At 34.2% G+C, this 26,615-nt stretch carries 33 protein-coding genes; 5 read left to right on the plus strand and 28 right to left on the minus strand.

Annotation, left to right across the window (positions count from 1 at the left end; genetic code table 11):
* Positions 1-49 precede the first annotated feature (49 nt).
* The 28 genes from rpsM to rpsL all read right to left on the minus strand — a co-directional run bounded on the left by rpsM (position 50) and on the right by rpsL (position 14,423).
* On the minus strand, positions 50-424 hold the full coding sequence (gene rpsM / locus A8C32_RS18915; protein WP_069831942.1) for a 30S ribosomal protein S13: 375 nt from the start codon (positions 422-424) through the stop codon (positions 50-52).
* A gap of 2 nt (positions 425-426) precedes the next feature.
* A complete protein-coding gene (ykgO, locus tag A8C32_RS20125) occupies positions 427-543 on the minus strand; it encodes a type B 50S ribosomal protein L36 (RefSeq protein ID WP_010519235.1) in 117 nt (38 codons plus the stop codon).
* Between the two features lie 10 nt (positions 544-553).
* A complete protein-coding gene (gene infA, locus A8C32_RS18920; RefSeq protein WP_007094967.1) occupies positions 554-769 on the minus strand; it encodes a translation initiation factor IF-1 in 216 nt (71 codons plus the stop codon).
* Between the two features lie 11 nt (positions 770-780).
* Complete coding sequence (gene secY, locus A8C32_RS18925; protein WP_069831943.1) at positions 781-2,127, minus strand: preprotein translocase subunit SecY; 1,347 nt, start codon at positions 2,125-2,127, stop codon at positions 781-783.
* A gap of 14 nt (positions 2,128-2,141) precedes the next feature.
* The gene (gene rplO / locus A8C32_RS18930; RefSeq protein ID WP_069831944.1) at positions 2,142-2,594 is read right to left on the minus strand and encodes a 50S ribosomal protein L15; all 453 of its coding nucleotides are present in this window, start codon (positions 2,592-2,594) and stop codon (positions 2,142-2,144) included.
* 14 nt (positions 2,595-2,608) lie between these two features.
* Positions 2,609-2,788: a 50S ribosomal protein L30 gene (gene rpmD / locus A8C32_RS18935; protein WP_069831945.1), complete on the minus strand. Its 180-nt coding sequence runs from the start codon at positions 2,786-2,788 to the stop codon at positions 2,609-2,611.
* Between the two features lie 11 nt (positions 2,789-2,799).
* Entirely contained in the window at positions 2,800-3,324 is a 525-nt protein-coding gene (rpsE, locus tag A8C32_RS18940; RefSeq protein WP_069831946.1) for a 30S ribosomal protein S5, read from the minus strand.
* Between the two features lie 6 nt (positions 3,325-3,330).
* Complete coding sequence (rplR, locus tag A8C32_RS18945) at positions 3,331-3,687, minus strand: 50S ribosomal protein L18 (protein WP_069831947.1); 357 nt, start codon at positions 3,685-3,687, stop codon at positions 3,331-3,333.
* Between the two features lie 10 nt (positions 3,688-3,697).
* Positions 3,698-4,240 (minus strand): 50S ribosomal protein L6, encoded by a 543-nt coding sequence (rplF, locus tag A8C32_RS18950; protein ID WP_069831948.1) that lies wholly within the window; start codon positions 4,238-4,240, stop codon positions 3,698-3,700.
* A 17-nt stretch (positions 4,241-4,257) separates the two neighbouring features.
* Positions 4,258-4,656 (minus strand): 30S ribosomal protein S8, encoded by a 399-nt coding sequence (gene rpsH, locus A8C32_RS18955; protein WP_069831949.1) that lies wholly within the window; start codon positions 4,654-4,656, stop codon positions 4,258-4,260.
* Between the two features lie 68 nt (positions 4,657-4,724).
* The gene (gene rpsN, locus A8C32_RS18960) at positions 4,725-4,994 is read right to left on the minus strand and encodes a 30S ribosomal protein S14 (protein ID WP_069831950.1); all 270 of its coding nucleotides are present in this window, start codon (positions 4,992-4,994) and stop codon (positions 4,725-4,727) included.
* Positions 4,995-4,997: 3 nt separating this feature from the next.
* Positions 4,998-5,549, minus strand: a complete 552-nt coding sequence (gene rplE, locus A8C32_RS18965) for a 50S ribosomal protein L5 (protein WP_069831951.1) — start codon at positions 5,547-5,549, stop codon at positions 4,998-5,000.
* Between the two features lie 2 nt (positions 5,550-5,551).
* Positions 5,552-5,863, minus strand: a complete 312-nt coding sequence (gene rplX, locus A8C32_RS18970; RefSeq protein ID WP_069831952.1) for a 50S ribosomal protein L24 — start codon at positions 5,861-5,863, stop codon at positions 5,552-5,554.
* A 15-nt stretch (positions 5,864-5,878) separates the two neighbouring features.
* Entirely contained in the window at positions 5,879-6,247 is a 369-nt protein-coding gene (gene rplN, locus A8C32_RS18975; protein WP_069831953.1) for a 50S ribosomal protein L14, read from the minus strand.
* A 2-nt stretch (positions 6,248-6,249) separates the two neighbouring features.
* Positions 6,250-6,507, minus strand: coding sequence for a 30S ribosomal protein S17 (rpsQ, locus tag A8C32_RS18980; protein ID WP_019386276.1), 258 nt, complete (start codon positions 6,505-6,507; stop codon positions 6,250-6,252).
* A gap of 12 nt (positions 6,508-6,519) precedes the next feature.
* Positions 6,520-6,711, minus strand: a complete 192-nt coding sequence (gene rpmC / locus A8C32_RS18985; protein WP_069831954.1) for a 50S ribosomal protein L29 — start codon at positions 6,709-6,711, stop codon at positions 6,520-6,522.
* 13 nt (positions 6,712-6,724) lie between these two features.
* On the minus strand, positions 6,725-7,144 hold the full coding sequence (gene rplP / locus A8C32_RS18990) for a 50S ribosomal protein L16 (protein ID WP_069831955.1): 420 nt from the start codon (positions 7,142-7,144) through the stop codon (positions 6,725-6,727).
* A gap of 21 nt (positions 7,145-7,165) precedes the next feature.
* Positions 7,166-7,891 carry a 30S ribosomal protein S3 gene (rpsC, locus tag A8C32_RS18995; RefSeq protein ID WP_068602672.1) on the minus strand — a complete coding sequence of 242 codons (726 nt, stop codon included), beginning with the start codon at positions 7,889-7,891 and terminating at the stop codon, positions 7,166-7,168.
* A 7-nt stretch (positions 7,892-7,898) separates the two neighbouring features.
* Positions 7,899-8,306 carry a 50S ribosomal protein L22 gene (gene rplV, locus A8C32_RS19000; RefSeq protein WP_069831956.1) on the minus strand — a complete coding sequence of 136 codons (408 nt, stop codon included), beginning with the start codon at positions 8,304-8,306 and terminating at the stop codon, positions 7,899-7,901.
* A gap of 6 nt (positions 8,307-8,312) precedes the next feature.
* A complete protein-coding gene (gene rpsS, locus A8C32_RS19005; protein WP_034043300.1) occupies positions 8,313-8,591 on the minus strand; it encodes a 30S ribosomal protein S19 in 279 nt (92 codons plus the stop codon).
* Positions 8,592-8,594: 3 nt separating this feature from the next.
* On the minus strand, positions 8,595-9,422 hold the full coding sequence (gene rplB, locus A8C32_RS19010) for a 50S ribosomal protein L2 (protein ID WP_069831957.1): 828 nt from the start codon (positions 9,420-9,422) through the stop codon (positions 8,595-8,597).
* 11 nt (positions 9,423-9,433) lie between these two features.
* Positions 9,434-9,724, minus strand: a complete 291-nt coding sequence (rplW, locus tag A8C32_RS19015) for a 50S ribosomal protein L23 (RefSeq protein WP_069831958.1) — start codon at positions 9,722-9,724, stop codon at positions 9,434-9,436.
* A 5-nt stretch (positions 9,725-9,729) separates the two neighbouring features.
* Complete coding sequence (gene rplD, locus A8C32_RS19020) at positions 9,730-10,359, minus strand: 50S ribosomal protein L4 (RefSeq protein WP_069831959.1); 630 nt, start codon at positions 10,357-10,359, stop codon at positions 9,730-9,732.
* On the minus strand, positions 10,359-10,976 hold the full coding sequence (gene rplC / locus A8C32_RS19025; RefSeq protein WP_069831960.1) for a 50S ribosomal protein L3: 618 nt from the start codon (positions 10,974-10,976) through the stop codon (positions 10,359-10,361). Before rplC ends, rplD begins: the two co-directional genes overlap by 1 nt.
* A 123-nt stretch (positions 10,977-11,099) precedes the next feature.
* On the minus strand, positions 11,100-11,405 hold the full coding sequence (gene rpsJ / locus A8C32_RS19030; protein ID WP_007650482.1) for a 30S ribosomal protein S10: 306 nt from the start codon (positions 11,403-11,405) through the stop codon (positions 11,100-11,102).
* An 11-nt stretch (positions 11,406-11,416) separates the two neighbouring features.
* Positions 11,417-13,543: an elongation factor G gene (fusA, locus tag A8C32_RS19035; protein ID WP_069831961.1), complete on the minus strand. Its 2,127-nt coding sequence runs from the start codon at positions 13,541-13,543 to the stop codon at positions 11,417-11,419.
* Positions 13,544-13,549: 6 nt separating this feature from the next.
* Positions 13,550-14,026, minus strand: a complete 477-nt coding sequence (rpsG, locus tag A8C32_RS19040) for a 30S ribosomal protein S7 (protein ID WP_069831962.1) — start codon at positions 14,024-14,026, stop codon at positions 13,550-13,552.
* Positions 14,027-14,048: 22 nt separating this feature from the next.
* Positions 14,049-14,423, minus strand: a complete 375-nt coding sequence (gene rpsL / locus A8C32_RS19045) for a 30S ribosomal protein S12 (RefSeq protein ID WP_034043278.1) — start codon at positions 14,421-14,423, stop codon at positions 14,049-14,051.
* Between the two features lie 378 nt (positions 14,424-14,801).
* On the opposite strand from rpsL, the gene A8C32_RS19050 reads away from it, so the two are divergent.
* The 5 genes from A8C32_RS19050 (at position 14,802) to A8C32_RS19070 (ending at position 26,606) form a co-directional block, all read left to right on the plus strand.
* Positions 14,802-16,295 carry a POTRA domain-containing protein gene (locus tag A8C32_RS19050; RefSeq protein ID WP_240491781.1) on the plus strand — a complete coding sequence of 498 codons (1,494 nt, stop codon included), beginning with the start codon at positions 14,802-14,804 and terminating at the stop codon, positions 16,293-16,295.
* Between the two features lie 293 nt (positions 16,296-16,588).
* On the plus strand, positions 16,589-19,882 hold the full coding sequence (locus A8C32_RS19055) for a SusC/RagA family TonB-linked outer membrane protein (RefSeq protein WP_069831963.1): 3,294 nt from the start codon (positions 16,589-16,591) through the stop codon (positions 19,880-19,882).
* Positions 19,883-19,893: 11 nt separating this feature from the next.
* On the plus strand, positions 19,894-21,339 hold the full coding sequence (locus A8C32_RS19060; protein WP_069831964.1) for a SusD/RagB family nutrient-binding outer membrane lipoprotein: 1,446 nt from the start codon (positions 19,894-19,896) through the stop codon (positions 21,337-21,339).
* 292 nt (positions 21,340-21,631) lie between these two features.
* Positions 21,632-24,886, plus strand: a complete 3,255-nt coding sequence (locus tag A8C32_RS19065) for a SusC/RagA family TonB-linked outer membrane protein (RefSeq protein WP_069831965.1) — start codon at positions 21,632-21,634, stop codon at positions 24,884-24,886.
* A 16-nt stretch (positions 24,887-24,902) separates the two neighbouring features.
* Complete coding sequence (locus A8C32_RS19070; protein ID WP_069831966.1) at positions 24,903-26,606, plus strand: SusD/RagB family nutrient-binding outer membrane lipoprotein; 1,704 nt, start codon at positions 24,903-24,905, stop codon at positions 26,604-26,606.
* Positions 26,607-26,615: the final 9 nt, after the last annotated feature.

Genomic DNA, 26,615 nt, shown 5'->3' on the forward strand with positions numbered 1-26,615 from the left:
AACAGATTCCTTCCAACGTCTAAAGACTAAAGACTAAAATTTCTAATTATTACTTAGTTGCCTTTTTCTTGTTAGCAACTGTTTTTCTTCTACCTTTTCTAGTTCTAGAGTTATTTTTAGTACGTTGCCCTCTTAATGGAAGACCTGATCTATGACGAATACCTCTGTAACATCCAATATCCATTAATCTCTTAATGTTTAATTGTGTTTCAGAACGTAATTCACCTTCGATTGTAAAAGTTCCAACAGCTTCACGAATACCACTAATTTGGTCATCGGTCCAATCTTGAACTTTAATACTCTCATCAACTTTAGCAGCTACTAAAATTTCTTTTGCTCTACTTCTACCTATTCCATAGATATAAGTTAAAGAGATAACTCCTCTTTTGTTTTTTGGTATGTCTACACCTGCAATTCTTGCCATAATTACCCTTGTCTTTGTTTAAATCTAGGATTCTTTTTGTTTATCACGTAAAGTCTACCTTTTCTACGCACGATTTTACAATCGGCGCTTCTCTTTTTTATTGATGCTCTTACTTTCATCGTATTCGTATTAGTATCTATAAGTTATTCGAGCCTTAGTTAAATCGTAAGGACTCATTTCTAATTTCACTTTATCACCTGGTAACAATTTAATGTAATGCATACGCATTTTTCCAGAGATATGTGCAGTCACAATGTGACCATTTTCCAATTCAACACGAAACATAGCATTAGATAATGCTTCTATAATTGTTCCATCTTGTTCTATTGCTGCTTGTTTTGCCATAGTATAAATTTTTAAGCTACTGCTTTTCTATTTTTACCTGTCTTCATCAAACCGTCATAGTGTCTATTTAACAGATAAGAATTTACCTGTTGCATAGTGTCAATTGCAACTCCAACCATAATTAATAATGAAGTTCCTCCGAAAAATAAAGCCCAACCTTGTTGTACTCCCATAAGTTTAACAATAAATGCTGGAAACACAGCAAGAAGTGCTAAAAATACAGAACCTGGTAAGGTTATTTGAGACATTATTTTATCTAAATACTCAGATGTTTCAGAACCTGGACGAATACCAGGAATGAAACCACCACTACGTTTTAAATCATCAGCCATTTTATTAGTAGGTACCGTAATTGCAGTATAAAAATATGTAAATACAATAATTAGTAAAGCAAAAGTAATGTTATATGCTAGTCCAAAAATATCAGAATAATTAGTTTGCAACCATGTTCCTACAGCAGTTTCTTTTAATAAAGCAGAACCACCAATTAAACTTGGTACAAACATAATAGCCTGAGCAAATATTATAGGCATAACTCCAGAAGCATTAAGCTTTAATGGAATATATTGTCTTGAACCAGCAACAGCACTTTTTTCATAACCACCAGTAGCGGTTCTTCTTGCATATTGTACAGCTATCTTTCTAACACCCATTACTAACATAATAGCTGCAAGAATGATAACAAACCATATTACTAATTCAAAAAGAATTAACATTACATTATTTCCTTCTAATCTAGTTGCTGCATTTTGTAAAAATACTTGAGGTAAACTAGCAATAATACCTACCATAATTAATAAAGAGATACCATTACCAATACCTTTATCCGTTATCTTTTCTCCTAGCCACATTGCAAAAATACAGCCTGTAACTAAAATACTAACTGAAGAAAAATAAAATAAAGGTCCTGTTCCTAATAAAAATGCGCTTTGAGGAATCCCTAAAGCAGGTAAGCTTGCTAGATAACCTGGGGCTTGTAATAAACAGATCGCAATGGTTAACCAACGCGTAATCTGATTTATTTTCTTTTGACCACTAGCTCCTTCTTTTTGCAATTTTTGCAAATAAGGTATGGCAATACCCATTAATTGTACAACAATAGAAGCAGAAATGTAAGGCATAATACCCAGTGCAAATACAGAAGCATTAGCAAATGCTCCTCCTGTGAAGGCATTGAGCAAACCTAGTAAACCGCTATCTGTTTTATCTGCTATACCTCCTAATTGAGAGGCATCAATACCAGGTAAAACAACTTGTGCACCAAAACGATAAACTAATAACAAACTCAAAGTTACTATGATTCTGTTTCTTAGTTCTTCTATTTTCCAAACATTCTTTAATGATTCTATAAATTTCATACTTATAATGAGTCTTATAATGTTATAGCTTCTCCGCCAGCAGCTTCAATAGCAGCTTTTGCTGAAGCAGTAAACTTGTGAGCAGATACTTTTAATTTTGCTTTTAATTCACCTCTACCTAAAATTTTAACTAGATCATTCTTTCCAGCTAAACGGTTTGAGAATAATGTATCAAAATCCACAGTATCCTTAATTTTCTTATCATCAACCAATTGTTGTAAGGTATCTAAATTGATGCCTTGATATTCAACACGGTTAATATTAGTAAAACCAAATTTAGGAACACGTCTTTGAAGTGGCATTTGACCACCTTCAAATCCTAGTTTCTTAGAATAACCAGAACGCGATTTAGCTCCTTTGTGACCACGTGTAGCAGTACCACCTTTACCAGAACCTTGCCCTCTACCTATTCTTTTTCCTTGGTTTTTTACTGAACCTTCTGCAGGTTTTAAATTACTTAAATCCATTTTCAGTTTATTTTTTAAGCTTCTTCTACAGAAACTAAATGTGAAACTTTAGCAACCATACCAAGAATATTTGGTGTAGCTTCATGCTCTTTTACCTGACCAATCTTTTTAAGACCCAGAGCTTCTAAAGTTCTTTTTTGTCTTAGCGTACGATTGATTGCGCTTTTAACTTTTTTTACTTTAATCTTTGCCATCTGTGATGTTATTAAGCGTTAAAAACTTGTTCAAGTGAAATACCTCTATCTCTAGCTATAGTATTCGCATCTCTTAATTGTAATAAAGCATCAAAAGTTGCCTTTACTACGTTATGAGGATTTGAAGAACCTTGAGATTTAGATAATACATCGTGTATTCCAACTGCTTCAAGTACTGTTCTAACAGCACCTCCAGCGATTACACCTGTACCAGGAGCAGCAGGAATAATATTTACTCTTGCTCCACCATATTTACCTTTTTGTTCATGTGGTAAAGTTCCTTTAATAATAGGAATTCTAACTAGGTTTTTCTTAGCATCTTCGACAGCCTTTGCAATTGCACTAGCAACGTCTTTAGATTTACCTAAACCTTGTCCTACAACACCTGCTTCGTCACCAACTACTACAATTGCTGAAAAACCAAATGCTCTACCACCTTTAGTTACTTTTGTAACTCTTTGTACACCAACTAAACGATCTTTAAGATCTAATCCACCTGGTTTTACTAACTCTGCACTTTTATATTTTTGAAACATAATTTCTTAGAATTTAAGTCCTGCTTCTCTAGCTCCTTCAGCTAATGATTTTATTCTACCGTGATATAAATATCCACCTCTATCAAAAGCTATAGTTTCTATACCTGCTTTTAAAGCTTTTTCAGCAAGTGCTTTACCTACTAATTTAGCTACTTCTGATTTAGTTGCTTTCACAGAACTAATGTCTTTATCTCTTGAAGATGCAGCACTGATAGTATTACCAGTGACGTCATCTACAATTTGAGCATAAATTTCTTTATTACTTCTAAAAACAGCTAATCTTGGTCTAGCTTCTGTTCCAGAAACTATCTTACGAATTCTGTTTTTTATTCTTAGTCTTCTTTCGTTCTTTGTCAATGCCATAACTTAATTATTAAGCTGATTTACCTGCTTTTCTTCTTATTATCTCACCTACAAACTTAATCCCTTTACCTTTATAAGGCTCTGGTCTTCTAAAACCACGAATTTTTGCTGCTACCTGACCAACAAGTTGTTTATCATGAGAAGTTAATTTAATGATTGGGTTTTTTCCTTTTTCAGAAACTGTTTCAACTTTAACTTCTGGAGCTAAGTTCATAACAATACTATGAGAAAAACCTAATGCTAAATCTAATTTTTGACCTTGGTTAGATGCTCTATAACCTACACCAACCAATTCTAATTCTTTAGTCCATCCTTTAGATACACCTTCGATCATGTTATTCATAAGTGATCTATAAAGACCATGCTTAGCTTTTTGATCTTTAGAATCAGAAGAACGTGTTACTAAAACATTTCCTTCTTCAACTTTGATTTCTACAGAGTCGTAATTTTGTGTTAACTCTCCTAATTTTCCTTTTACAGTTACAACGTTATCTTTAACTTCAACTGTTACACCTTCTGGAATGGCTACTGGATTATTTCCTATTCTTGACATTTCTTTCTGGCTTTAAATTAGTAAACGTAACATAAAACTTCTCCACCTACATTGTCTCTCTTAGCTTGTTTACCTGTCATCACACCGTGAGATGTAGAGACAATAGCAATACCAAGACCATTAAGGATTCTAGGTAAATCATTAGCACCAGCATACTGACGTAAACCTGGTGTACTAATTCTTTGAAGTTTCTTAATTACTGGTTCTTTTGTTTCTTTGTTGTACTTAAGTGCTATTTTAATAGTCCCTTGTACAGACGAATCATCAAATTTATAACTTAAAATATATCCTTGTTCGAATAATATTTTAGTGATGTCTTTTTTTAAATTAGATGCAGGTATCTCAACCACTCTGTGGTTAGCACGCACTGCATTTCTAATTCTTGTCAAATAATCCGCAATTGGATCTGAGTACATAATGAATTGATTTTGTGATTTTGGTTTTCAGTTTATTCTGAACCTAAAATCTGATTATTTAAATAATATTACCAACTAGCTTTTCTTACTCCAGGGATAAGTCCTTGATTAGCCATTTCCCTAAATGTTACACGAGAAATACCAAAAGTTCTCATATATCCTTTTGGTCTTCCTGTTAATTTACATCTATTATGCATACGAACTGGAGAAGCATTTTTTGGTAACTTTTGCAATGCATCATAATCTCCAGCTTCTTTTAAAGCTTTACGTTTTTCAGCATACTTAGCTACTGTTTTAGCTCTTTTTACCTCACGGGCTTTCATTGATTCTTTAGCCATAACTTAGTTCTTTTTAAAAGGTAACCCTAATTCAGTTAATAATGATTTTGCTTCTTTATCAGTATCCGCAGTTGTTACAAATGTAATATCCATTCCAGAAATTTTGTTGACTTTGTCAATATTTATTTCTGGGAATATAATTTGCTCAGTAACCCCTAAATTGTAGTTACCTCTTCCGTCAAACCCTGTAGCTTTAATTCCGTTAAAATCTCTAACACGTGGAAGTGCTGAAGTTACTAAACGATCTAAAAACTCATACATCATTTCTCCTCGTAAAGTTACTTTTGCTCCAATTGGCATACCTTTACGTAATTTAAATGATGCAACATCCTTTTTAGATAATGTAGATATCGCTTTTTGTCCAGATATAGTAGTTAATTCTTCTACAGCGTAGTCAATTAACTTTTTGTCTGCAACAGCTCCTCCAACACCTTTAGATATTACTATCTTAGTTAGTTTAGGAACTTGCATTACATTATTATATCCAAATTCTTCTGTAAGAGCTGCAATTACTCTGCTTTTATACTCTTCTTTAAGTCTAGGTGAATATGCCATAACTATATTACTTCATTAGATTTTGTTGAAAATCTTACTTTTTTATCGCCTTCTATTCTATAACCAACTCTAGTTGTTTCTCCTTTTGAAGTTAACAATGATAAGTTAGAAATATGAATAGCTGCTTCTTTCTCTACGATTCCTCCTTGAGGGTTTTGTGCACTTGGTTTAGTATGTTTCTTAACCATGTTCACTCCCTCAACTATCGCTTTGTTCTTTTCTATTAATACCTTTTGCACTTTACCTTCAGATCCTTTATGATCTCCAGCAATTACTTTTACAGTATCTCCAGTTTTTATTTTAAGCTTTGTCATCTTAAATATAATGTATTAAAGCACCTCAGGTGCTAATGATACAATCTTCATGAATTGTTTATCACGAAGCTCTCTAGCAACAGGACCAAATACACGTGTTCCTCTCATTTCACCCGTTGGGTTTAATAAAACACAAGCATTATCATCAAATCTTATATAAGATCCATCTGGTCTTCTTACTTCTTTCTTAGTACGCACAACAACTGCTGTAGAAACTGCTTTTTTCTTAATGTTTCCATTAGGAGTTGCATCTTTAACAGAAACAACTATCTTATCTCCAACAGAAGCATATCTTCTTTTAGTACCTCCTAAAACACGGATAACTAAAACTTCTTTTGCCCCAGTGTTGTCTGCTACTTTTATTCTTGATTCTTGTTGTAACATAATTATTTAGCTCTTTCTAGGATTTCTACTAATCTCCAACATTTAGATTTACTTAAAGGTCTTGTTTCCATGATCTTTACTGTATCACCAATATTACAATCGTTTGTTTCGTCGTGTGCAACGTATTTTTTCGTTTTTAACACGAACTTACCATACATAGGATGTTTTACTTTTTTAACTTCTGCAACAACTATTGATTTTTGCATTTTGTTACTTGTAACAACTCCTATACGTTCTTTTCTTAAATTTCTTGTTTCCATCTTTCAGCAGAATTATTGTAATTCTCTTTTAGTTAATTCAGTCGCAATTCTAGCTACACTTCTTCTAATAGAACGTAATTGAATTGGATTTTCTAAAGGAGATATTGCATGAGCCAATTTTAGGTCTGAATAACTCTTTTTTGTTTCACCAAGTTTTTCTTGTAACTCAGCTACAGATAATTCTTTAATTTCTGATTGTTTCATAATATCAAATAAATTATGCTTCGTAATCTCTAGCGATTAAAAACTTAGTTTTAACAGGCAGTTTTTGTGCTGCTAAACGTAATGCTTCTTTAGCAACGTCTAATGGCACTCCACCAATTTCAAATAATACACGACCTGGTCTGCAAACAGCTACCCAATATTCAACGGCACCTTTTCCTTTACCCATACGTACTTCAAGAGGTTTTTTAGTAATAGGCTTGTCTGGAAATATTTTAATCCAAAGTTGCCCTTCTCTTTTCATGTAACGTGTAGCGGCAATACGAGCTGCTTCAATTTGACGTGATGTTATAAAAGTTGCGTCTAATGCTTTTATTCCAAAAGTACCGTTTGAAAGTTGATGTCCTCTTCCAGAGAGACCTTTCATACGTCCTTTTTGTTGCTTACGAAATTTTGTTTTTTTAGGCTGTAACATTTTTCTTTACTTTATAAAAAATTACTTTCTACGACGAGGGTTAGATTTGTTTCCACCACGTCCTCCGGCTCCACCTTTTCCTTGCTTCTTAGATAATCCAACAAGCGGAGAAAGTTCTCTTTTACCATATACTTCACCTTTCATGATCCATACTTTAACACCCAATCTACCATAAGTAGTGTGTGCCTCAACTAAAGCATAATCAATATCGGCTCTAAAGGTTGACAAAGGAATACGTCCCTCTTTGTAGTGTTCAGAACGTGCCATTTCAGCACCATTTAAACGACCACTAATCTGGATTTTTATTCCTTCAGCGTTCATACGCATTGTAGCAGCAATAGCCATCTTAATTGCACGTCTGTATGAAATTCTATTTTCAATTTGACGAGCGATACTTGATCCTACTAAAAATGCATCAAGTTCAGGTCTTTTAATCTCAAAGATATTAATCTGAACTTCCTTTCCAGTAATTTTCTTAAGCTCTTCTTTTAACTTGTCTACCTCTTGACCGCCTTTCCCAATAATAATACCTGGTCTTGCAGTAGTGATAGTAACGGTTACAAGTTTTAAAGTTCTTTCAATAATTACTCTACTTACACTAGCTTTAGATAAACGTGCATGAACGTATTTTCTAATTTTATCGTCTTCGGCAAGCTTATCTCCATAATCATTACCTCCGTACCAGTTAGATTCCCATCCTCTGATAATTCCTAAGCGATTTCCGATTGGATTTGTCTTTTGTCCCATATCTATCTTAGCTTTGTGTATTATTGTTTGCTCCAACTACGATTGTTACGTGGTTTGAACGTTTTCTTATTCTGTGTGCACGACCTTGAGGTGCTGGACGCAATCTTTTTAACATTGATCCACCATCAACTCTAATCTCTTTTATAATTAACTCAGCCTCTTCTAGATTAGCTTCTTCGTTTTTAGATTGCCAGTTTGCAATTGCAGACAATAACAATTTCTCTAAACGACCAGATGCTTCCTTTTGGTTGAATTTTAAGATATTAAGTGCTTTTTCTACTTTTTCACCTCTTACTAAATCGGCTACTAAACGCATTTTTCTTGGTGATGTAGGACAATTATTAAGTTTAGCAAAAGCAACTTGCTTTTTCCCTTCCTTAATAGCGTCTGCCATTTGTTTTTTACGACTTCCCATAGCTTACTACTTTTTACCTTTATTTTTAGCACCTGCATGTCCACGGAATGAACGTGTTGGTGAAAATTCTCCTAATTTATGACCTACCATGTTTTCTGTAACATATACTGGTACGAATTGGCGGCCATTGTGTACTGCTATTGTTTGTCCAACAAAATCAGGTGTAATCATACTAGCTCTAGACCAAGTCTTGATTACTGTTTTTTTGTTATTTTCAACATTTACAGCTACTTTCTTCTCTAATTTATAATGAACGTAAGGTCCTTTTTTTAGTGATCTTGCCATGTCTTATTTCTTTCTACGTTCTACAATATATTTATTACTTGCTTTAGTCTTAGAACGGGTTCTATAACCTTTAGCTGGTATACCGTTTCTAGAACGAGGATGTCCACCTGAAGATTTACCTTCACCACCACCCATTGGGTGATCAACTGGATTCATTACTACCGGTCTAGTACGTGGTCTTCTACCTAACCATCTTGTTCTACCTGCTTTACCAGATACTAACAATTGATGATCTGAGTTAGAAACAACACCTATTGTAGCCATACAGTTAACAAGAATTAGTCTTGTTTCACCAGATGGTAATTTAACCGTAGCAAACTTACCATCTCTTGCCATTAGTTGAGCAAAAGCACCAGCACTACGCGCCATAATAGCTCCTTGCCCTGGACGTAACTCTACACAAGAAATAATTGTTCCTAATGGAATTTCACTTAGAGGCATTGTATTTCCAATTTCTGGAGCTACACCTGTTGAACCAGACACTACATTTTGACCAACTTGTAAACCATTTTGAGCAATAATGTATCTTTTTTCACCATCTTGATAATTCAATAATGCGATAAAAGCTGTTCTGTTTGGATCGTATTGAATCGATTTAACTTCAGCAGGGATTCCTGCTTTGTCTCTTTTAAAATCGATAATACGATACTTTCTTTTATGACCACCACCGATATAGCGCATGGTCATTTTTCCTTGACTGTTTCTACCACCAGACCTTTTGTTCGGAACGAGTAAACTCTTTTCCGGCTTATCAGTAGTTATGGCGTCAAATCCATTTACTACTCTAAATCGCTGTCCTGGTGTGATTGGTTTTAATTTTCTTACTGACATTTTTTGTCTAATTACATGTTACTGTATAAATCAATCATTTCACCTTCCGCCAGTTGTACAATTGCTTTTTTAACAGCATTTGTTTTACCATATTGAATACCAGTTTTTGTGTGTTTGGTACTACGATCTGGACGGACATTTATAGTACGAACTTTTTCAACAGAAACACCATAAACAGCTTCCACTGCCTTTTTGATTTCTACCTTGTTCGCCTTTGTCTTCACTGCGAAAGTATAGCAGTTTCTTAACTCGCTATCTGCAGTCGCTTTTTCTGTGATTATAGGTTTAATTAAGATACTCATTGCTTCTATTTACTTAAGTTTGTTTCAATTCCTGCTATAGCTCCTTCTAAAAGCACTACTTGATTTGCATTTAAAATCTTGTAAGTGCTTAATTCTGAGCTAGTTAAAACCTCAGAGCTTTTTAAATTACGCGATGACAAATATACGTTATTATTTGACCCACCCAACACAAAGAGCGTTTTTTTGTTTTCCAGATCTAAAGCCTTTAAAACTGCTGTGAAATTCTTAGTCTTCACAGTATCAAAGTTAAAGTCCTCTATAACTGTAATTGATTTCTCTCCTGCTTTGATACTTAATGCAGATTTACGAGCTAAGCGTTTTACGTTTTTATTAAGTTTAAAACTGTAATTTCTAGGTCTTGGACCGAACATACGACCACCACCTTTAAAAACACCAGACTTAATACTACCTGCTCTTGCTGTACCAGTTCCTTTTTGCTTCTTAATCTTACGTGTACTTCCAGAAATCTCAGCTCTTTCTTTAGATTTGTGAGTTCCCTGTCTTTGGTTTGCTAAATATTGCTTAACATCCAAGTATACAGCATGATTATTAGGTTCAATAGCAAACACATCTTTAGAAAGGTCTGCCTTTCTACCTGTGTCTTTTCCGTTTATATCTAAAACTGCTACTTTCATTATTTCTGAATAATTACATAAGAGTTTTTATGACCAGGAACACATCCTTTAACCACAAGTAGATTCTTTTCAGCAACTACTTTTAAAACTCTTAAATTTTGAACTTTAACTGTGTCTCCACCCATTCTTCCTGCCATTTTCATTCCTTTGAAAACTCTTGCAGGGTAAGATGCAGCTCCAATAGATCCTGGTGCTCTTAAACGATTATGCTGACCGTGAGTAGCTTGACCTACACCACCGAAACCATGACGTTTTACAACCCCTTGAAACCCTTTTCCTTTAGATGTTCCTGCTACATCAACAAATTCACCTTCAGTGAAATGTTCAACAGTGATTGCATCTCCTAATTTGTACTCCTCATCAAAACTTTTAAATTCAACGACTTTGCGTTTTACAGAAGTACCCGCTTTTTTAGCATGACCTAAGTCTGCTTTAGTAGCGCTCTTTTCTGTCGCGTCATCGAAACCAAGTTGAATAGCTTCATAACCATCAACTTCTTCAGTTCTGACTTGGGTAACGATACATGGTCCAGCTTCGATTACTGTACAAGGAATATTTTTCCCGTTTTCATCAAAGATGCTGGTCATACCGATTTTCTTTCCAATTAACCCAGACATAATTATTTATTTAATTTATTACTATTTGTTATTAAAATTCAAGGCTGAAAAATACGTTTCAGCCTTGAATTGTATTTTTACCGTTTTTCCCTCGCTCGCAGCTTAGGACATGTGAGTTTATTACTAAACTTTGATTTCTACTTCAACACCACTTGGCAATTCAAGTTTCATTAACGCATCAATAGTTTTTGATGATGAAGAGTAAATATCAAGTAAACGCTTATAAGAGCTTAATTGAAATTGTTCTCTTGACTTCTTGTTTACGTGTGGAGAACGTAGTACAGTGAAAATTTTCTTGTGTGTTGGTAATGGAATTGGTCCAGTTACAACAGCTCCAGTACTTTTTACCGTTTTTACAATCTTATCAGCAGACTTATCTACTAAGTTATGATCGTAAGACTTTAATTTTATTCTGATTTTTTGACTCATTTTCTTAACTTTTAAGATTGATCTCCTTTAGCTGCTTTAATAACTTCTTCAGATATATTTGAAGGTGTTTCAGCATAATGTGAAAATTCCATTGTTGACGTTGCACGACCTGATGATAATGTTCTTAATGTTGTAACATATCCAAACATTTCTGATAATGGCACAGTAGCTTTTACAGTTTTTGCTCCTGCCCTATCTCCCATATCACTTACCTGTCCTCTTCTTCTATTTAAATCTCCAACAATATCTCCCATGTTTTCTTCAGGAGTAATCACCTCAAGTTTCATAATAGGCTCCATAATTACCGCTTTAGCTGCTTTAGCACAGTTTTTGAATCCTAACTTAGCTGCTAATTCGAAAGATAATTGATCAGAATCCACATCGTGGTAAGATCCATCTTTTAAAGTAACTTTCATCGCATCGATCTCGTAACCTGCTAAAGGTCCGTTTACCATTGCCATTTTAAATCCTTTTTCAATAGAAGGAATAAATTCCTTAGGAACGTTACCACCTTTAATAATAGATTCAAACTGAAGTCCAACTTGACCTTCTTCTGCTGGTTCAACTGTAAATACAATATCAGCAAATTTACCACGACCACCAGATTGTTTTTTATAAACCTCTCTATGATCAGCACTTTGAGTAATAGCCTCTTTGTACTCTACTTGTGGTTGTCCTTGGTTAACCTCTACTTTGAACTCTCTTTTTAAACGATCTACAATTACATCTAAGTGAAGCTCACCCATTCCTGAAATAATTGTTTGACCTGAAGCTTCATCAGAACGTACTGTAAATGTAGGATCTTCTTCAGCTAGTTTAGCTAAGCCCATTCCTAACTTATCAACATCTGCTTTAGTTTTAGGTTCAACCGCAATACCAATTACTGGATCAGGGAAGTCCATCGATTCTAAAACAATAGGATGCTTTTCAGCTGAAAGTGTATCTCCTGTTTTAATAGATTTAAATCCAACAGCAGCTCCAATATCTCCAGCTTCTATATATTCAATTGCATTTTGCTTGTTAGCATGCATTTGATAAATACGAGAAATACGTTCTTTTTTACCTGAACGGTTATTTAACACATAAGAACCAGCATCTAAACGACCAGAATATGCTCTAAAAAAGGCTAAACGACCTACAAAAGGATCTGTAGCAATTTTAAATGCTAAAGCAGCAAACGGCTCCTTTACATCTGGTTTACGTAAAATCTCTTCTCCTGAATCTGGATCTGTACCTACAATACCTTCTTTATCAGTTGGAGATGGTAAATAACGACATACAGCATCTAATAAGAATTGTACACCTTTATTTTTAAATGCAGATCCACAAATCATTGGGATGATGGCCATATCCATTACAGCAGCTCTAAGTGCAGCATGCACTTCTTCTTCTGTAATAGAATCTTCATCTTCCATGAATTTTTCTAAAAGATTCTCATCATAACCTGCTACTTCTTCTATAAGTAATGCACGATATTTACGAGCTTCTTCTTTTAAATCTTCTGGAATCTCAATAACATCAAAAGTTGCTCCTTGAGTTTCATCATGCCATACAATAGCACGATTTTTAACTAAATCAATAATACCTTTAAAATCATCTTCGTCACCAATGTTTAAAACGATTGGCACCGCGTTAGATTTCAACATATCTTTTACTTGTTGACAAACACCTAAAAAGTCAGATCCTTGACGGTCCATTTTATTAACGAAACCAATTCTTGGCACTTTATAGTTATCAGCTAGTCTCCAGTTGGTTTCAGATTGTGGTTCAACACCATCAACTGCACTAAACAAGAATACTAAACCATCAAGCACACGTAAAGAACGATTTACTTCAACCGTAAAATCTACGTGACCTGGTGTGTCAATTATATTAAAATGATAGCCTTTAGTATCCGGTGTTGGGTTTCCATTCTCAATAGGGAATTTCCACTCACAAGTTGTAGCTGCCGAAGTAATTGTAATACCTCTTTCTTGCTCTTGCTCCATCCAGTCCATTGTAGCAGCACCATCATGTACTTCTCCAATTTTATGCGAAACACCTGTATAATAAAGAATACGTTCTGTAGTAGTAGTTTTTCCTGCATCAATATGTGCAGCAATACCTATATTTCTAGTAAATTTTAAATCTCTTGCCATTTCCTATTAAAATCTAAAGTGAGAGAATGCTTTGTTTGCTTCTGCCATTTTGTGAGTATCAACTCTTTTCTTAACAGCTGCTCCTTCTTCTTTAGCTGCTGCTAAAACCTCTGAAGCTAAACGTAATGCCATAGATTTTTCATTTCTTTTACGTGAAAAGCTAATTAGCCATTTCATTGCCGTTGAAACTTTACGATCTGGACGAATTTGCATTGGTATTTGAAATGTTGCACCACCAACTCTACGACTACGTACTTCTACGTGAGGCATAACGTTAGATAAAGCATCTTTCCAAATTTCTAAAGCTGTTTTCTCTTCGTCAGTTTTCTTTGATTCTACAATGTCAATAGCATCGTAAAATACTTTAAAAGCGATAGACTTTTTACCATCCCACATCATCATATTAACGAAACGAGTTACTAACTGATCGTTAAAACGAGGATCCGGTAAAAGTGGTCTCTTTTTTGCTGCTCTTTTTCTCATGTCTTCTTCTTAAAAGTTTTAATTACTTCTTAGGGCGTTTAGCACCATACTTAGATCTACGTTGCGTTCTACCCGAAACACCTGCTGTGTCTAAAGCACCACGTACAATGTGATATCTAACTCCTGGCAAATCTTTTACCCTTCCACCTCTAACCAATACTATCGAGTGCTCTTGTAGATTATGTCCTTCTCCACCGATGTATGCATTAACCTCGTTGCCGTTTGTTAAACGAACCCTTGCTACCTTACGCATTGCTGAGTTAGGTTTTTTAGGAGTTGTTGTGTAAACACGAGTACACACACCACGTCTTTGCGGACAAGAATCTAAAGCAGCCGATTTACTCTTCTTGGTTATTTTGGCTCTTCCTATTCTTACTAATTGTGAAATTGTTGGCATATATATTATATATAAATTTTAATAATCCTCTTCTAAGAGGGCTGCAAAGGTAGTAATTAAAATGAATAATTCAAACCCTAAACCATTAATTTTCAATAGAATTTAAAAATTATTCTTTTAACTATATCATAAGGATATATTTTCCGTTAGATTTACAAAACAAATAGCCAGTTAAAAGTGCGAAAAACTTCTTTTTTAATACTTATAATATATATATATTTCTCTTCAAGTTTAATTTGTCAAAATTTAAACTTAAGAATTGATGGACAAACCAAACAAGAAACATTGATAATTGATTCTTTGAATTACTCAAAAAAACATAAAGACTACAAATCCATTGAGCTTGAAATAGACTTTGTTCAAAAAAGGCTTTTCAAAATGGGATATATTGAAAATAAATTAGAGGAAACAAAAAAAGCAAACGATTCTACATTTATAACTAGCCTCAATTTAAAAAGAAAGTTTAACACTATATACATATATTATGATAAAACCACATTAAATATCAATACACTAAAGAGTGTGTCGAAAAAAGTTTTTGACAATTATTTTGAATTAAAATTCTCCGAAATTGAAAAGACCTTAAATTACATTAATTCCAAAACCTCAGAAAACGGCTATCCGTTTTCTAAATTATATTTATCAAATATTAGCATTCAAGATGAATCAAATTTAAAAGCTAATTTAATAATAGAAGTTCCAAAGCAAAAAAGAAGCATAAACAATATTATAATTAAAGGCTACGAAAAATTTCCAAAATCTTATTTAAAACATTATTTAAAAATAAAGCCATCTCAGGTTTTTGATTTAAATACTATAAAAAGCAAAACCGAGCAACTCAACAACCTAACCTTTACTAATGAAATAAAATCACCTGAAGTTTTATTCTCTAAAGACTCTACAACTTTATACTTATATCTTGAAAAAACTAAGAGTAATTCTTTTGATGGTTTTTTAGGTTTTGGAACAAATGAAAAAACAAGTAAATTAGAATTTGATGGCTACCTAAGCTTAAACCTCACAAACAACCTTAATTATGGTGAATCATTTAGTCTACTATATAAGAGCGATGAAAATGACCAAAAAACTTTTCAGGCAGACATTACATCACCTTACTTATTCAACTCACCAGTTGGTGCAGATTTTCTATTACGTATTTTTAAAAAAGATTCTTCTTTTACAACTATTAACCAGTCTGCAAAACTACATTATCAAATAAACTCAAGACATAAAATATATGGAGGAATCATTTCTACTGAATCAAATAATTTACTAACAGAAAACATAACTTCAACAATAACTGACTACAAAACACAATACTACACATTCGCATATCAATTTCTAAATCCTCAATCCTACAATCTTCTTTTCCCAATAAAATCCAAGGTATATCTAGAAGCAAATTTTGGAAAAAGAAAAACATCCATCAACTCGGAAAAACAATCACAACTTACTATTGACGTTTTTAAAATTTTTAATTTAAATCAAAAAAACAGCTTCTATTTTAGACTAAATGGTTCAAATTTAATTTCAGATACTTATTTTGAAAATGAACTTTTAAGATTTGGTGGTATTAATTCTATTAGAGGTTTTGAAGAAAACAGCCTCTTCTCTACTCTTAATGGCGTAATCAATTCAGAATACAGGCTTCAACTTAACAACTCAATTTACATACACTCAATAACAGATATTGCTTATTTTGAAAACAAAACAAACAATATCAAAGAAAAACTTTTCGGATATGGATTTGGATTTGGCATTCTAACTAAAGCTGGATTATTTAAATTTAATTACGCTAATGGCAAAACCGAGAACACCAAATTCAAACTCTCCAATTCTAAAATACATCTAAGTTTAATAGCTACATTTTAACACCACAATAACGTAAAACCAAAACACTTTCTCGCTTTTTTACACAAAACTTAAATTTTACATCAAAAACAGTAAGAATTAACAACTTTAATTAATTGTTTTGTAGGTTTTTAATACTAAAAAATTAATTAATTTCTGTATAAAAATAAGACGTCAAAAATGAATTATTAACAAAAAAACAACAAAAATAACATATTATAACCATAAAAAACACGTTTTTTTTACCAAAAACCCACTACTTTATCAGTTTTTAATTATGATTTTTGAATCGACTAATTTAAATAAATTATAATATGAAAACACAATTCAGTGGAATACTAACATTATTATTAGCATTTGTCGTGCAAATAACTTTCGCACAAGAAAAGACAATCTCTGGCATAATAACAGATAGTTCAGGTTTACCACTTCCAGGAGCAACTATATTAATTAAAGGAACCTCCTCAGGCTCATCATCAGACTTTGATGGCAAATATTCAATATCAGCAAAACAGGGAGGCATCCTGATTTTCAGTTTTGTTGGATACACTACTCAAGAAACCCCAATAAACTCTTCCAACACAATTAACATCACAATGAAGGAAGATACCGAATCCTTAGAAGAAGTAGTTATTACCGCATTAGGCGTATCTAGAGAAAAAAAATCTTTAGGATACTCAACTCAAAAAGTAAAAGGAGACGAATTAACCGCTGTAAAAAGCGGAAATTTTGTTAATGCTCTATCCGGCAAAGCTTCTGGTATAAAAATAACCAAAACCACTAACATGGGTGGATCAACTAATGTCTTAATTAGAGGAAACACATCTCTTACAGGCAACAATCAAGCATTATTTGTTATTGATGGCGTACCAATTAGCAACAGAAATACAAACACAAGAGCCCAACAACAAGCTCAAGGCGGAAATTATGATTATGGTAATGCCGCTTCAGACATAAATCCAGACAACATTGAATCTGTTAACGTCTTAAAAGGAGCAGCAGCATCAGCCTTATACGGCTCAAGAGCTGCTAATGGAGTTATTATGATTACCACAAAAAAGGGCAAAAAATCTAAAGGTTACGGAGTTACTATAAATTCTGGCGTTACTTTTGGCTCTATTGATAAAAGTACGTTTACAAAATACCAAAATGAATATGGAGCTGGCTACGGCCCTTATTATGGAGATTGCGAATGCTTATACCTAAATAATCATATTGACATTAATGGAGATGGAATACCAGACACCTCAGTACCTTTTACAGAAGATGGATCTTATGGAGCTAGGTTCAACCCTAACTTACTAGTATATCAATGGGACTCTTTAGATCCTGACAACCCAAATTTTGGAAAACCAACTCCTTGGGTTAGTGCCAAAAATGGTCCAATTTCATTTTTTGAAACACCAATTACAATAACAAACTCAGTATCCTTAGATAAAGCTGGCGAAAATGGTTCCTTTAGAATTAATTACACAAATTTTGATCAAAAAGGACTAATGCCAAACAGTTCCATAAAAAAACACAACCTCGCTATGAGCGGAAGTCATGATTTTAATAAAAAGTTACACGCTACAGGATACGCAAACTATATTAAAACAAATGGGCTTGGCAGAAATTCTACAGGTTACAATGATAATATTGTTTCTGGTTTTAAACAATGGTGGCAAACTAATGTTGACATTCAACAACAAAAAGATATTTATTTTGCCACAAGAAGAAATATAACATGGAACCCAAGTAGCTCTAATGATCTAACTCCTATTTATTGGGACAACCCTTATTGGACTAGATATGAAAATTATCAAACAGACGAAAGGAACAGGTTTATTGGTAATACGTCTTTAACTTACGATTTAAAAGATTGGTTAACTATAACTGGTAGAGTTGCTACCGATACATATAATGAATTACAAGAAGAAAGAAGACAAGTAGGCAGTGTACCAACCGCCTTTGGAATAGGCTCTGGCATTGATGGCAGCATAAACAGAAACACTGTTGATTCTGGCTACATGAGAAGAGACATCACAGCCACAGAATCTAACTACGATTTATTTTTCAACATTAACAAAGATTTAAGCGATTCATTTAACCTAAAATCAATTTTTGGTGTAAATATTAATAGAAATGAATTTAGCAGATTAACTTCCGCAACACAAGGAGGTATTAGCGTACCTGGTCTTTATGCTTTAAAAAACAGCAAAGACCCTTTAGCTCTACCAGTGGAAACCGTTTGGAAAAATGGTACTGATGGTCTATACGGTAGCATATCCCTAGGATATAAAAACACTTACTACATAGATGCAACCATGAGAAAAGACCACGTATCAACATTACCAAAAAACAACAGTACTTTTTATTACCCAGGGATATCTGGTAGCTTTATATTTAGTAAATTAATAACAATTGACTGGTTATCTTTTGGTAAACTTAGCGCTAATTATGCAGAAGTTGGAAATGGAGCAAGCGGAGCAAATCAATTACAAGATTTCTTCGATATAAACACCCCTATTGGATCAGCAAGTACATCTGTTAGCAATACCAAAAATAACCCAGACTTAAAACCAGAAAGAACAAACAGTTATGAATTTGGCTTAGAATTAGACTTCTTAAAAAACCGTTTTGGGGCGGATATCACTTATTACCAATCCAAATCAATAGATCAAATTGTCGGAGTTAGAGTTTCCGAAGCTACGGGTTATTTATATAAAATAGTGAATGCTGGCGAAATAGAAAACAAAGGTTTAGAATTATCTCTATCTGGAACACCAATAAAGGCAGATAATTTTAACTGGAATGTTAACGTGAACTGGACAAGAAACAGAAACAAGGTATTATCCTTACCAGAAGGATTACAAACCCTACAGTTAGGAAGCTTTCAAGGAGGCATTACAATAAACGCTCAAGTTGGTCAACCATATGGTGTTATTTACGGTTCCGATTACACCTACCTAAACCCAGAAAACCCTATAGCTAGCGAACGTCTAATTAACCCTACAAGTGGAGAGTACATAAAAACGAGCACTTCCAACAATATTATTGGAGATTCTAATCCAGATTGGCAAATGGGTATTAGCAACAACTTCAACTACAAAAATCTTTCTTTTAGTTTTTTAATTGATATTCAAAAAGGAGGAAGCATATGGTCTCTTGATCAATACTATGGACTAGCTACTGGACTACCAGAAGAAACTGCATTTACGAATGACTTAGGAAATCCTGTAAGAAACACACTAGCAGATGGCGGAGGGTTCATAAACCAAGGTGTTAATCCTGACGGTTCTGTTAACACAACACGTATTAGAGCAGATCGTTTTGGAGCTTTTGGCTACAGAAGAGGCTTACCTGACAAAGCTTTTTCTTATGATGCGGGATACGTAAAACTAAGAGAAGTTGCTTTAACCTATAACCTACCTGAATCTATTCTAAAAAATTCTTTCATTACTGGAGCAACGTTTAGCATAATAGGGTCTAATTTATGGATAATAGATAAAAGCCTCCCTCATGCAGATCCCGAATCTGGCTTAGGAGCAGGTAATATTCAAGGTTACTCTGTCGGCTCCCTTCCATCTACACGAGATTTTGGGTTCAATGTTAAATTACAATTTTAAAAATTTAAACTATGAAAAAAATATTATTAATAGCTATAGCAATTACAATAACCGCTTGCTCAAGCAACCTAGAAAACCTAAACAAGAACACCAAAGACCCCGATGCCGTATCTGGAGAATCTTTATTTACTGGAGCCCAAAAAGCCTTAGTTGATCAAATTGTTCACATCAACGTAAATGAAAACAACACCAAACTTTGGTCTCAATTCTTACAAGAAACCACATATACAGACGAGAGTAACTACGATCAAGTAACAAGAACAATACCTGAAAATCTTTGGAGTGCTATATACAAAGATGTTCTTAAAGACTTAGATGAGGCAAGCAAAGTTATTACCAAAACAACATATACCAGTCCTGAAGATCAAAATACCAATAACAAATTGATGATTATTGAAATCATGAAGGTTTACGCTTACAGTCATTTAGTTGAAACTTTTGGGAATATTCCTTATTCTGAAGCACTTAATATTGACATATTAAGTCCAGCTTATGATGATGGTTTGACAATCTATAAAGATTTAATTGATAGATTATCAACAGCTGTTAATAGCTTAGATATTAACAATGGTAGCTTTACACTTGAAGACAATATTTATACAGGAGATGTAGACGCTTGGAGAAAATTCGGCAATTCGTTAAAATTAAGAATGGGCATGTTACTTGCAGATGTTGACAACACATTTGCTCAAATCACAGTTGAATCAGCAATAGCAGATGGCATTATAATGAGCAGTAATGATAATACCCATATACACTATCTTACATCAGCTCCCAATACCCACCCTGTACACAACGAAGTCATACTAAGTGGACGTAAAGATTTTATTGCTGGCGCTACACTAATTGACATAATGAACACTCTAAAAGACCCAAGAAGACCTCTATGGTTTAAAACAGTTAACGAAAACTATGTAGGAGGAGAAATAGGCTCCCCTTCCTCCTATTCAAGCCACTCTTCTTTATCTTCTCAAGTTACAGCAGCAGATGCTCCTGGAGTAATAATGTCCTACTCTGAAATTCAATTTTTATTAGCAGAAGGTGCTGCCAGAGGATATACCACAGGAGACACAGCAGAAAATCATTACAAAAACGGTATTATATCTTCAATTCTTGAATGGGGAGGCAACAATACAGATGCTACAGATTATTTAGCTCAGTCAACCGTAGACTACAATACTCTCATAACTACTAGTACTGCAACAACACCTTGGAAAGAAGTTATTGGTACTCAAAAATGGATATCCTTATTCAACAGAGGTCCAGAAGCCTGGACATCAATTAGAATAATGGATTACCCAGTATTAGCCACTCCAACTGAAGCTGTATCTGGATTCCCCAACAGATACACCTACCCAATTGTTGAGCAAACCATTAACGCCGCTAACTACAACGCAGCCTCCAAAGCTATTGGTGGTGACTTAGCTGAAACTAAATTATTTTGGGATAAATTTTAGGTTTAAGCTTAATAAAAAATGGCAAATAAGGAAACTGTATTAATTAATAGAGTTTCCTTATTTGCCATTAATAACACCTCATAACTCAAAGAAAAAATCAACCTACTATTATATCAATTTAATTAAAAAATTAGCACCCAAAAACCACAAAATATAATACTAATAATTATTTAGTGAATTTATTAGTGTTTCCGCACCACAAACACTCAAACACTAAATTTTAACTGTTTTTTATTGTTTTTTTAACTTTTTATTATGATTTTTGAATTGACTAATTCAAATAAATTATAACATGAAAACAAAGTTTAGTGGAATGCTAACGCTTTTCATAGCGTTTGTCGTGCAAATAAGTTTTGCACAAGAAAAGACAATTTCAGGTACAGTAATAGACAATTCTGGCCTACCGCTTCCTGGAGCAACCATCATAATCAAAGACACCTCTTCAGGCACATCTTCCGATTTTGACGGTAAATATTCAATCTCAGCTAAACAAGGGGCTACTCTTGTTTTTAGTTTTGTTGGATACACAACACAAGAAGTTCCCATAGGCGCTTCCAATACTCTTAACGTTACATTAACAGAAGACGCAGAATCCTTAGAAGAAATTGTTGTAACCGCTCAGGGTATTAAAAGAGAGAAAAAATCTCTCGGCTATGCTGTCTCTACTGTAAAGCAAGAAAGTATTCAAGAACGTGCTGAGGGAGATATCGCAAGAGTTCTTAGTGGCAAGCTCGCCGGAGTTAATATTACTTCTAGTAATGGGATCTCAGGTTCTGGAACCAATATTATAATACGTGGTTTCAATTCTATTACAGGTAGTAATCAACCTTTATTTGTTGTAGATGGTGTTCCTTTTGGCTCTGACACCAACAATCAATCAAGTTTCTTAGATGGCCAAGGAGAATCCAGTCGCTTCTTAGATTTGGATCCAAACTCTATTGAAAACATTAGTGTCCTAAAAGGACTGAGTGCCACCGTATTATACGGAAACAAAGGTAGTAATGGGGTAATTCTAATCACTACTAAAAATGCTTCTTCAGGTGATTTAACTAAAAAAACAGAAGTATCCATAAGCCAATCTGCATTTGTGTCTAACGCTATTTTACCTAAATACCAAAACAATTATGGTGGTGGGTTCCATCAAGGTTTTGGGTTTTTCTTTAGTAACTGGGGATCTCGTTTTGATAGAACAGACGATGATGGTATTGGTAACGCACTACAGTATACTGGTAATGATGCTGCTAACGGTAATGCTATACTACTCCATCCATTCAATTTTATTGGAGATCAAAGCTTAGTAACAGGTTACGAAAATCTATTAACACAACCTTATGAGTATAAAGCATACGCTAATAATGTAAAAGATTTTTTTAGAACAGGCTATGTAACCAGTACATCTATTAATGTTCGAGGTGGTAGTGAAAACGCTAACTTTAATGCCAATTATGGACGCCTAGAGGATGAAGGAATAACTAGAGGAAACAAACTTGTTCGAAATACATTTTCTATTGGAGGTAATGCTAAGCTAAGTAATAAGTTTTCTGTAAACGGCGTTTTTAATTTCTCAAGAACAGACTTTAAAGCTCCTCCAGTATCCGCTAGTACAGGTAGTGGTGCTGCTTTTGATGGAACAAGTGTTTTTGGGGATATCTTATACACACCTAGAAGTGTAGATTTAACAAATATCCCTTTTCAGACTGTCGACGGAAGAAGTCTTTATTATCGCTCAGGAAATGATTTACAAAACCCATACTGGACAGTAGAAAACGCTAAAGTTGTTCAAGTTACAGATCGATTTTTTAGCAATATGGGAATAACATTTGCTTTAAACGATTGGTCTAACATTTCTTATCGCCTAGGGTTAGATACTTATACAGAATTAAATTCATACGGTCAAAATAAAGGCGGTATAGATGGCGACCCTACTGGACTACTAAGAACTATTAGTGTAAGAAGTACAATATGGGACAACACATTAAGTTGGATTGCTAATAGAGAGCTTTCAGAAAATTTAAAGTTAAGTATTAATACAGGTATAAACTCAAGAAGAGATACTTTTGTTCAAGATGGAATTGAAAGTACAGGACAATTAGTATTTGGTGTTTTAGAGCATTTTAATTTTACTACAGCATCTTCTGAAAATTCTTTTGTTGACACAAATCCTGCTCTTGCATTTAAAGATGAGCAAAACCAATTAGGTGTATTTGCAGATATAACATTAGATTTTAAAAATTATTTATTCTTTAATGCTGTAGCAAGAAACGATTGGTATTCCACTTTAGAGACCAAGAACAATTCCATATTATACCCTGGCGCCAGTGTTTCTTTTATACCAACAGCAGCTTTTGACAATTTAAAAGGAGATGCTTTAAACTATTTAAAAGCTAGAGCAGCCTATGGATCTTCTGCAAGTACAGCACTACCATTTAATACACGTAATAAGTTACGTATATCTAGTAGAGATCTTTTTGACATAAATGGTAACGTAATTTCCTCAAATTCTGTTGATAATAATTTAGGTAACCCAGACCTAAAACCAGAACGTCTAGAGGAATTTGAAATTGGAATTGACTCTAGATTCTTTAATCGTTTAAACTTTAATTTAAGTATTTACCAAAAAACAACAACAGATGTATTAAACGATATTCCTCTTGATGATGCAACTGGAAATGATAATATTTTATTTAATATAGGAGAAATTCAAACCGAAGGTATTGAAATTGATTATGATCTAGATATCATAAAAAGTAGTAGCCAAGGCTTAGCTTTAAACATTGCTGGTAATTTCTCTGCTTACGAGAGTACCGTTACCAAATTAATTGATGGTGTTGATAACATCCCTTTAACAGATTTCGTTATTGGTGAAGCTGCAAATTTTGCAGTAGAAGGTAGACCTTATGGCGTACTACTAGGAACAACAGTATTAAGGGATGCTAATGGTAATAGAATAGTTGGAAACAATGGTCGCTATCTACTAAACAATCAAAGAGTTGAAATAGGTGATCCTAACCCAGATTGGACTTCTAGCTTAATACCAACTATTAAGTATAAAGGCTTTAAACTTTCTGCTCAATTACAATATCGTCACGGCGGAGATATATACTCTAACACAGCTGCAGCTTTATTAGGACGTGGCGTTGTAGATGCAAACACCCCACTTTGTAGAGAATGTAATTATGTTTTACCAGGTGTATTACAAAATGGCAACCCTAACAATATAGCTATAACAGCCACTAATTTACAATATCACACCTATTTTGCAGATGGCATTAATGAACATTCTATATTCGACGGATCAACAATTAGACTTCAAGAAGCATCTTTAAGCTACTCGTTATCTAAAAAACAGTTAGAGAGAACCCCTTTTGGTAATCTAACATTTACCCTATCAGGAAATAACCTTTGGTTTAAAGCGCTTCATTTTCCAGATGACGTAAATTATGACACTAATTCTGCGAGTACTGGTGTAGGTAACGGACAAGGTATTGATTTTATTAGCGGACCTAGTTCTAGACGTTATGGTTTCAGTGTAAAAGCTACATTTTAATTAAAAAAAACAAATTATGAAGAAAATATTTATAAAATCTTTTGTATTAACGTCCCTTTTAGCTGGGTTGCTCATAATCCACAGTTGTGAGACACTAGATCTAAATGTAGTTGAAGACCCAAATGCAGTTAGTCCTGGAGCGGCCGATCCAGATTTATTCTTAAACTCTATCCAAATAACACTTTCTGAAATTATTAGCGGTAAAGAAGGAGGTGCCGAAGATGGATTAAGCGAATTTGGAATGGAACCCGTAAGAATGTTACATGGTTTTGGACCTTCTTATCGTGAATTAAATGACCCAGGTGATTTTGCTGATGTCTGGGCAGATTCATACTCCAATGCACTAATAGATATTAAAACAATGAATGTCTTAGCAGAAGAAAAAGGACTTTATACCCATATAGCTATTGGACAAATTATAGAATCGTACATCATGATGACTTTAGTCGATTTTTTCGGAGATGTTCCTTACAGCCAAGCACTAAAAGGCTCTGAACTCCTTCTAAATCCTGATGTCGACTCTGGCGCTTCAATTTATGAAGCTGTAGATTTATTATTACTAGACGCTGTCTCCAATTTAGCTAAAGATGAGACTGCTGCACCTGCTGTAGACTTATATTATAATGGAAGCGAAACGAGCTGGAGAAAATTAGCTAACACTTTACGTCTTAAATTACATTTACAACAAAAACTAGTAAACAAAACAGCATCTACCGCCGCTATTAATGCATTAATAAGTGATGATGATCTTATTACATCTGCGTCTCGCGATTTTCAGTTTCAATATAGCACAAATGCTGCTGCTCCAGATAGCAGGCATCCATATTTTGAAAAAAACTATACAGGGAGTCCTGATTCTGACTTTTATATGAGTAATTATTACATGAGCTTATTAGCAAATAATTATTCTATTGCAGACCCAAGAACGCGTTATTACTTTTACAGACAACAGAGTGACTTTTCTGCCGCTAATGTTGTTACAAAAGATTGCGTTACACAAGACAGACCAACTTGGTATAACGCTAACGATAGTCACTGTACCGTATCTGACGTAAATGGGTTTAATGGATTGTGGGGTAGAGATCATTTAGATCCAGATGGTATTCCACCAGATGATCAATTAAGAACTTTCCCAGGCATCTATCCAGCCGGTGGAGATTTTGACAGCGATTCTTTCAATAATTATTCAGGTGCTGCAGCAGCAAGTGCTGGATTAGCTGGAGCTGGAATCACTCCTATTATGCTAAGCTCTTTTACTAATTTCATGTTAGCTGAAGCAGCCTTAACGCTTAACACTACAGGTAATCCTGTTGTATATCTTGAAGCTGGTATTCGCGAATCTATTTCTAAAGTTATGAATTTTGGAGCTAACGTTGCTGGTTCCTCAAGCACAATACCAACAAGCACTGATATTGAAACTTATATTACTGAGGTTTTAGCCGAATACAACGGTGGCTCCGATGAGGATAAATTAAAAGTAATAGTTGAACAGTATTTCATTGCGCTTTGGGGTAATGGTATAGAAGCTTATAACACGTATAGAAGAACAGGACAACCATCAGACATTCAACCTTCTGTCGAACTAGAAGACCCTGGTACATTCCTTAGATCAAACTGGTATCCATCAAGTGCAGCTGATAATAATCAAAATATCACACAAAAAGATGGCGTTGAAGAACCTGTATTTTGGGATACGCATCCAGCTGGTTTTGTAGATTAATTTAAAAAA

Source organism: Flavivirga aquatica (genome assembly GCF_001747085.1).
Taxonomy (GTDB): domain Bacteria; phylum Bacteroidota; class Bacteroidia; order Flavobacteriales; family Flavobacteriaceae; genus Algibacter_C; species Algibacter_C aquatica.

Excerpts from the sequence above, each read along its gene's own strand:
- rpsM (WP_069831942.1), bottom strand. The coding sequence starts at position 424 with ATGGCAAGAATTGCAGGTGTAGACATACCAAAAAACAAAAGAGGAGTT.
- ykgO (WP_010519235.1), bottom strand. The coding sequence starts at position 543 with ATGAAAGTAAGAGCATCAATAAAAAAGAGAAGCGCCGATTGTAAAATC.
- infA (WP_007094967.1), bottom strand. The coding sequence starts at position 769 with ATGGCAAAACAAGCAGCAATAGAACAAGATGGAACAATTATAGAAGCA.
- secY (WP_069831943.1), bottom strand. The coding sequence starts at position 2,127 with ATGAAATTTATAGAATCATTAAAGAATGTTTGGAAAATAGAAGAACTA.
- rplO (WP_069831944.1), bottom strand. The coding sequence starts at position 2,594 with ATGGATTTAAGTAATTTAAAACCTGCAGAAGGTTCAGTAAAAAACCAA.
- rpmD (WP_069831945.1), bottom strand. The coding sequence starts at position 2,788 with ATGGCAAAGATTAAAGTAAAAAAAGTTAAAAGCGCAATCAATCGTACG.
- rpsE (WP_069831946.1), bottom strand. The coding sequence starts at position 3,324 with ATGTTTCAAAAATATAAAAGTGCAGAGTTAGTAAAACCAGGTGGATTA.
- rplR (WP_069831947.1), bottom strand. The coding sequence starts at position 3,687 with ATGGCATTGACAAAGAACGAAAGAAGACTAAGAATAAAAAACAGAATT.
- rplF (WP_069831948.1), bottom strand. The coding sequence starts at position 4,240 with ATGTCAAGAATAGGAAATAATCCAGTAGCCATTCCAGAAGGTGTAACA.
- rpsH (WP_069831949.1), bottom strand. The coding sequence starts at position 4,656 with ATGTACTCAGATCCAATTGCGGATTATTTGACAAGAATTAGAAATGCA.
- rpsN (WP_069831950.1), bottom strand. The coding sequence starts at position 4,994 with ATGGCTAAAGAATCAATGAAAGCCCGTGAGGTAAAAAGAGCTAAAACA.
- rplE (WP_069831951.1), bottom strand. The coding sequence starts at position 5,549 with ATGGCATATTCACCTAGACTTAAAGAAGAGTATAAAAGCAGAGTAATT.
- rplX (WP_069831952.1), bottom strand. The coding sequence starts at position 5,863 with ATGACAAAGCTTAAAATAAAAACTGGAGATACTGTAAAAGTAATTGCT.
- rplN (WP_069831953.1), bottom strand. The coding sequence starts at position 6,247 with ATGTTACAACAAGAATCAAGAATAAAAGTAGCAGACAACACTGGGGCA.
- rpsQ (WP_019386276.1), bottom strand. The coding sequence starts at position 6,507 with ATGGAAACAAGAAATTTAAGAAAAGAACGTATAGGAGTTGTTACAAGT.
- rpmC (WP_069831954.1), bottom strand. The coding sequence starts at position 6,711 with ATGAAACAATCAGAAATTAAAGAATTATCTGTAGCTGAGTTACAAGAA.
- rplP (WP_069831955.1), bottom strand. The coding sequence starts at position 7,144 with ATGTTACAGCCTAAAAAAACAAAATTTCGTAAGCAACAAAAAGGACGT.
- rpsC (WP_068602672.1), bottom strand. The coding sequence starts at position 7,891 with ATGGGACAAAAGACAAATCCAATCGGAAATCGCTTAGGAATTATCAGA.
- rplV (WP_069831956.1), bottom strand. The coding sequence starts at position 8,306 with ATGGGAAGTCGTAAAAAACAAATGGCAGACGCTATTAAGGAAGGGAAA.
- rpsS (WP_034043300.1), bottom strand. The coding sequence starts at position 8,591 with ATGGCAAGATCACTAAAAAAAGGACCTTACGTTCATTATAAATTAGAG.
- rplB (WP_069831957.1), bottom strand. The coding sequence starts at position 9,422 with ATGTCAGTAAGAAAATTAAAACCAATCACACCAGGACAGCGATTTAGA.
- rplW (WP_069831958.1), bottom strand. The coding sequence starts at position 9,724 with ATGAGTATCTTAATTAAACCTATAATCACAGAAAAAGCGACTGCAGAT.
- rplD (WP_069831959.1), bottom strand. The coding sequence starts at position 10,359 with ATGAAAGTAGCAGTTTTAGATATAAACGGAAAAGACACAGGTAGAAAG.
- rplC (WP_069831960.1), bottom strand. The coding sequence starts at position 10,976 with ATGTCTGGGTTAATTGGAAAGAAAATCGGTATGACCAGCATCTTTGAT.
- rpsJ (WP_007650482.1), bottom strand. The coding sequence starts at position 11,405 with ATGAGTCAAAAAATCAGAATAAAATTAAAGTCTTACGATCATAACTTA.
- fusA (WP_069831961.1), bottom strand. The coding sequence starts at position 13,543 with ATGGCAAGAGATTTAAAATTTACTAGAAATATAGGTATTGCTGCACAT.
- rpsG (WP_069831962.1), bottom strand. The coding sequence starts at position 14,026 with ATGAGAAAAAGAGCAGCAAAAAAGAGACCACTTTTACCGGATCCTCGT.
- rpsL (WP_034043278.1), bottom strand. The coding sequence starts at position 14,423 with ATGCCAACAATTTCACAATTAGTAAGAATAGGAAGAGCCAAAATAACC.
- A8C32_RS19050 (WP_240491781.1), top strand. The coding sequence starts at position 14,802 with ATGGGATATATTGAAAATAAATTAGAGGAAACAAAAAAAGCAAACGAT.
- A8C32_RS19055 (WP_069831963.1), top strand. The coding sequence starts at position 16,589 with ATGAAAACACAATTCAGTGGAATACTAACATTATTATTAGCATTTGTC.
- A8C32_RS19060 (WP_069831964.1), top strand. The coding sequence starts at position 19,894 with ATGAAAAAAATATTATTAATAGCTATAGCAATTACAATAACCGCTTGC.
- A8C32_RS19065 (WP_069831965.1), top strand. The coding sequence starts at position 21,632 with ATGAAAACAAAGTTTAGTGGAATGCTAACGCTTTTCATAGCGTTTGTC.
- A8C32_RS19070 (WP_069831966.1), top strand. The coding sequence starts at position 24,903 with ATGAAGAAAATATTTATAAAATCTTTTGTATTAACGTCCCTTTTAGCT.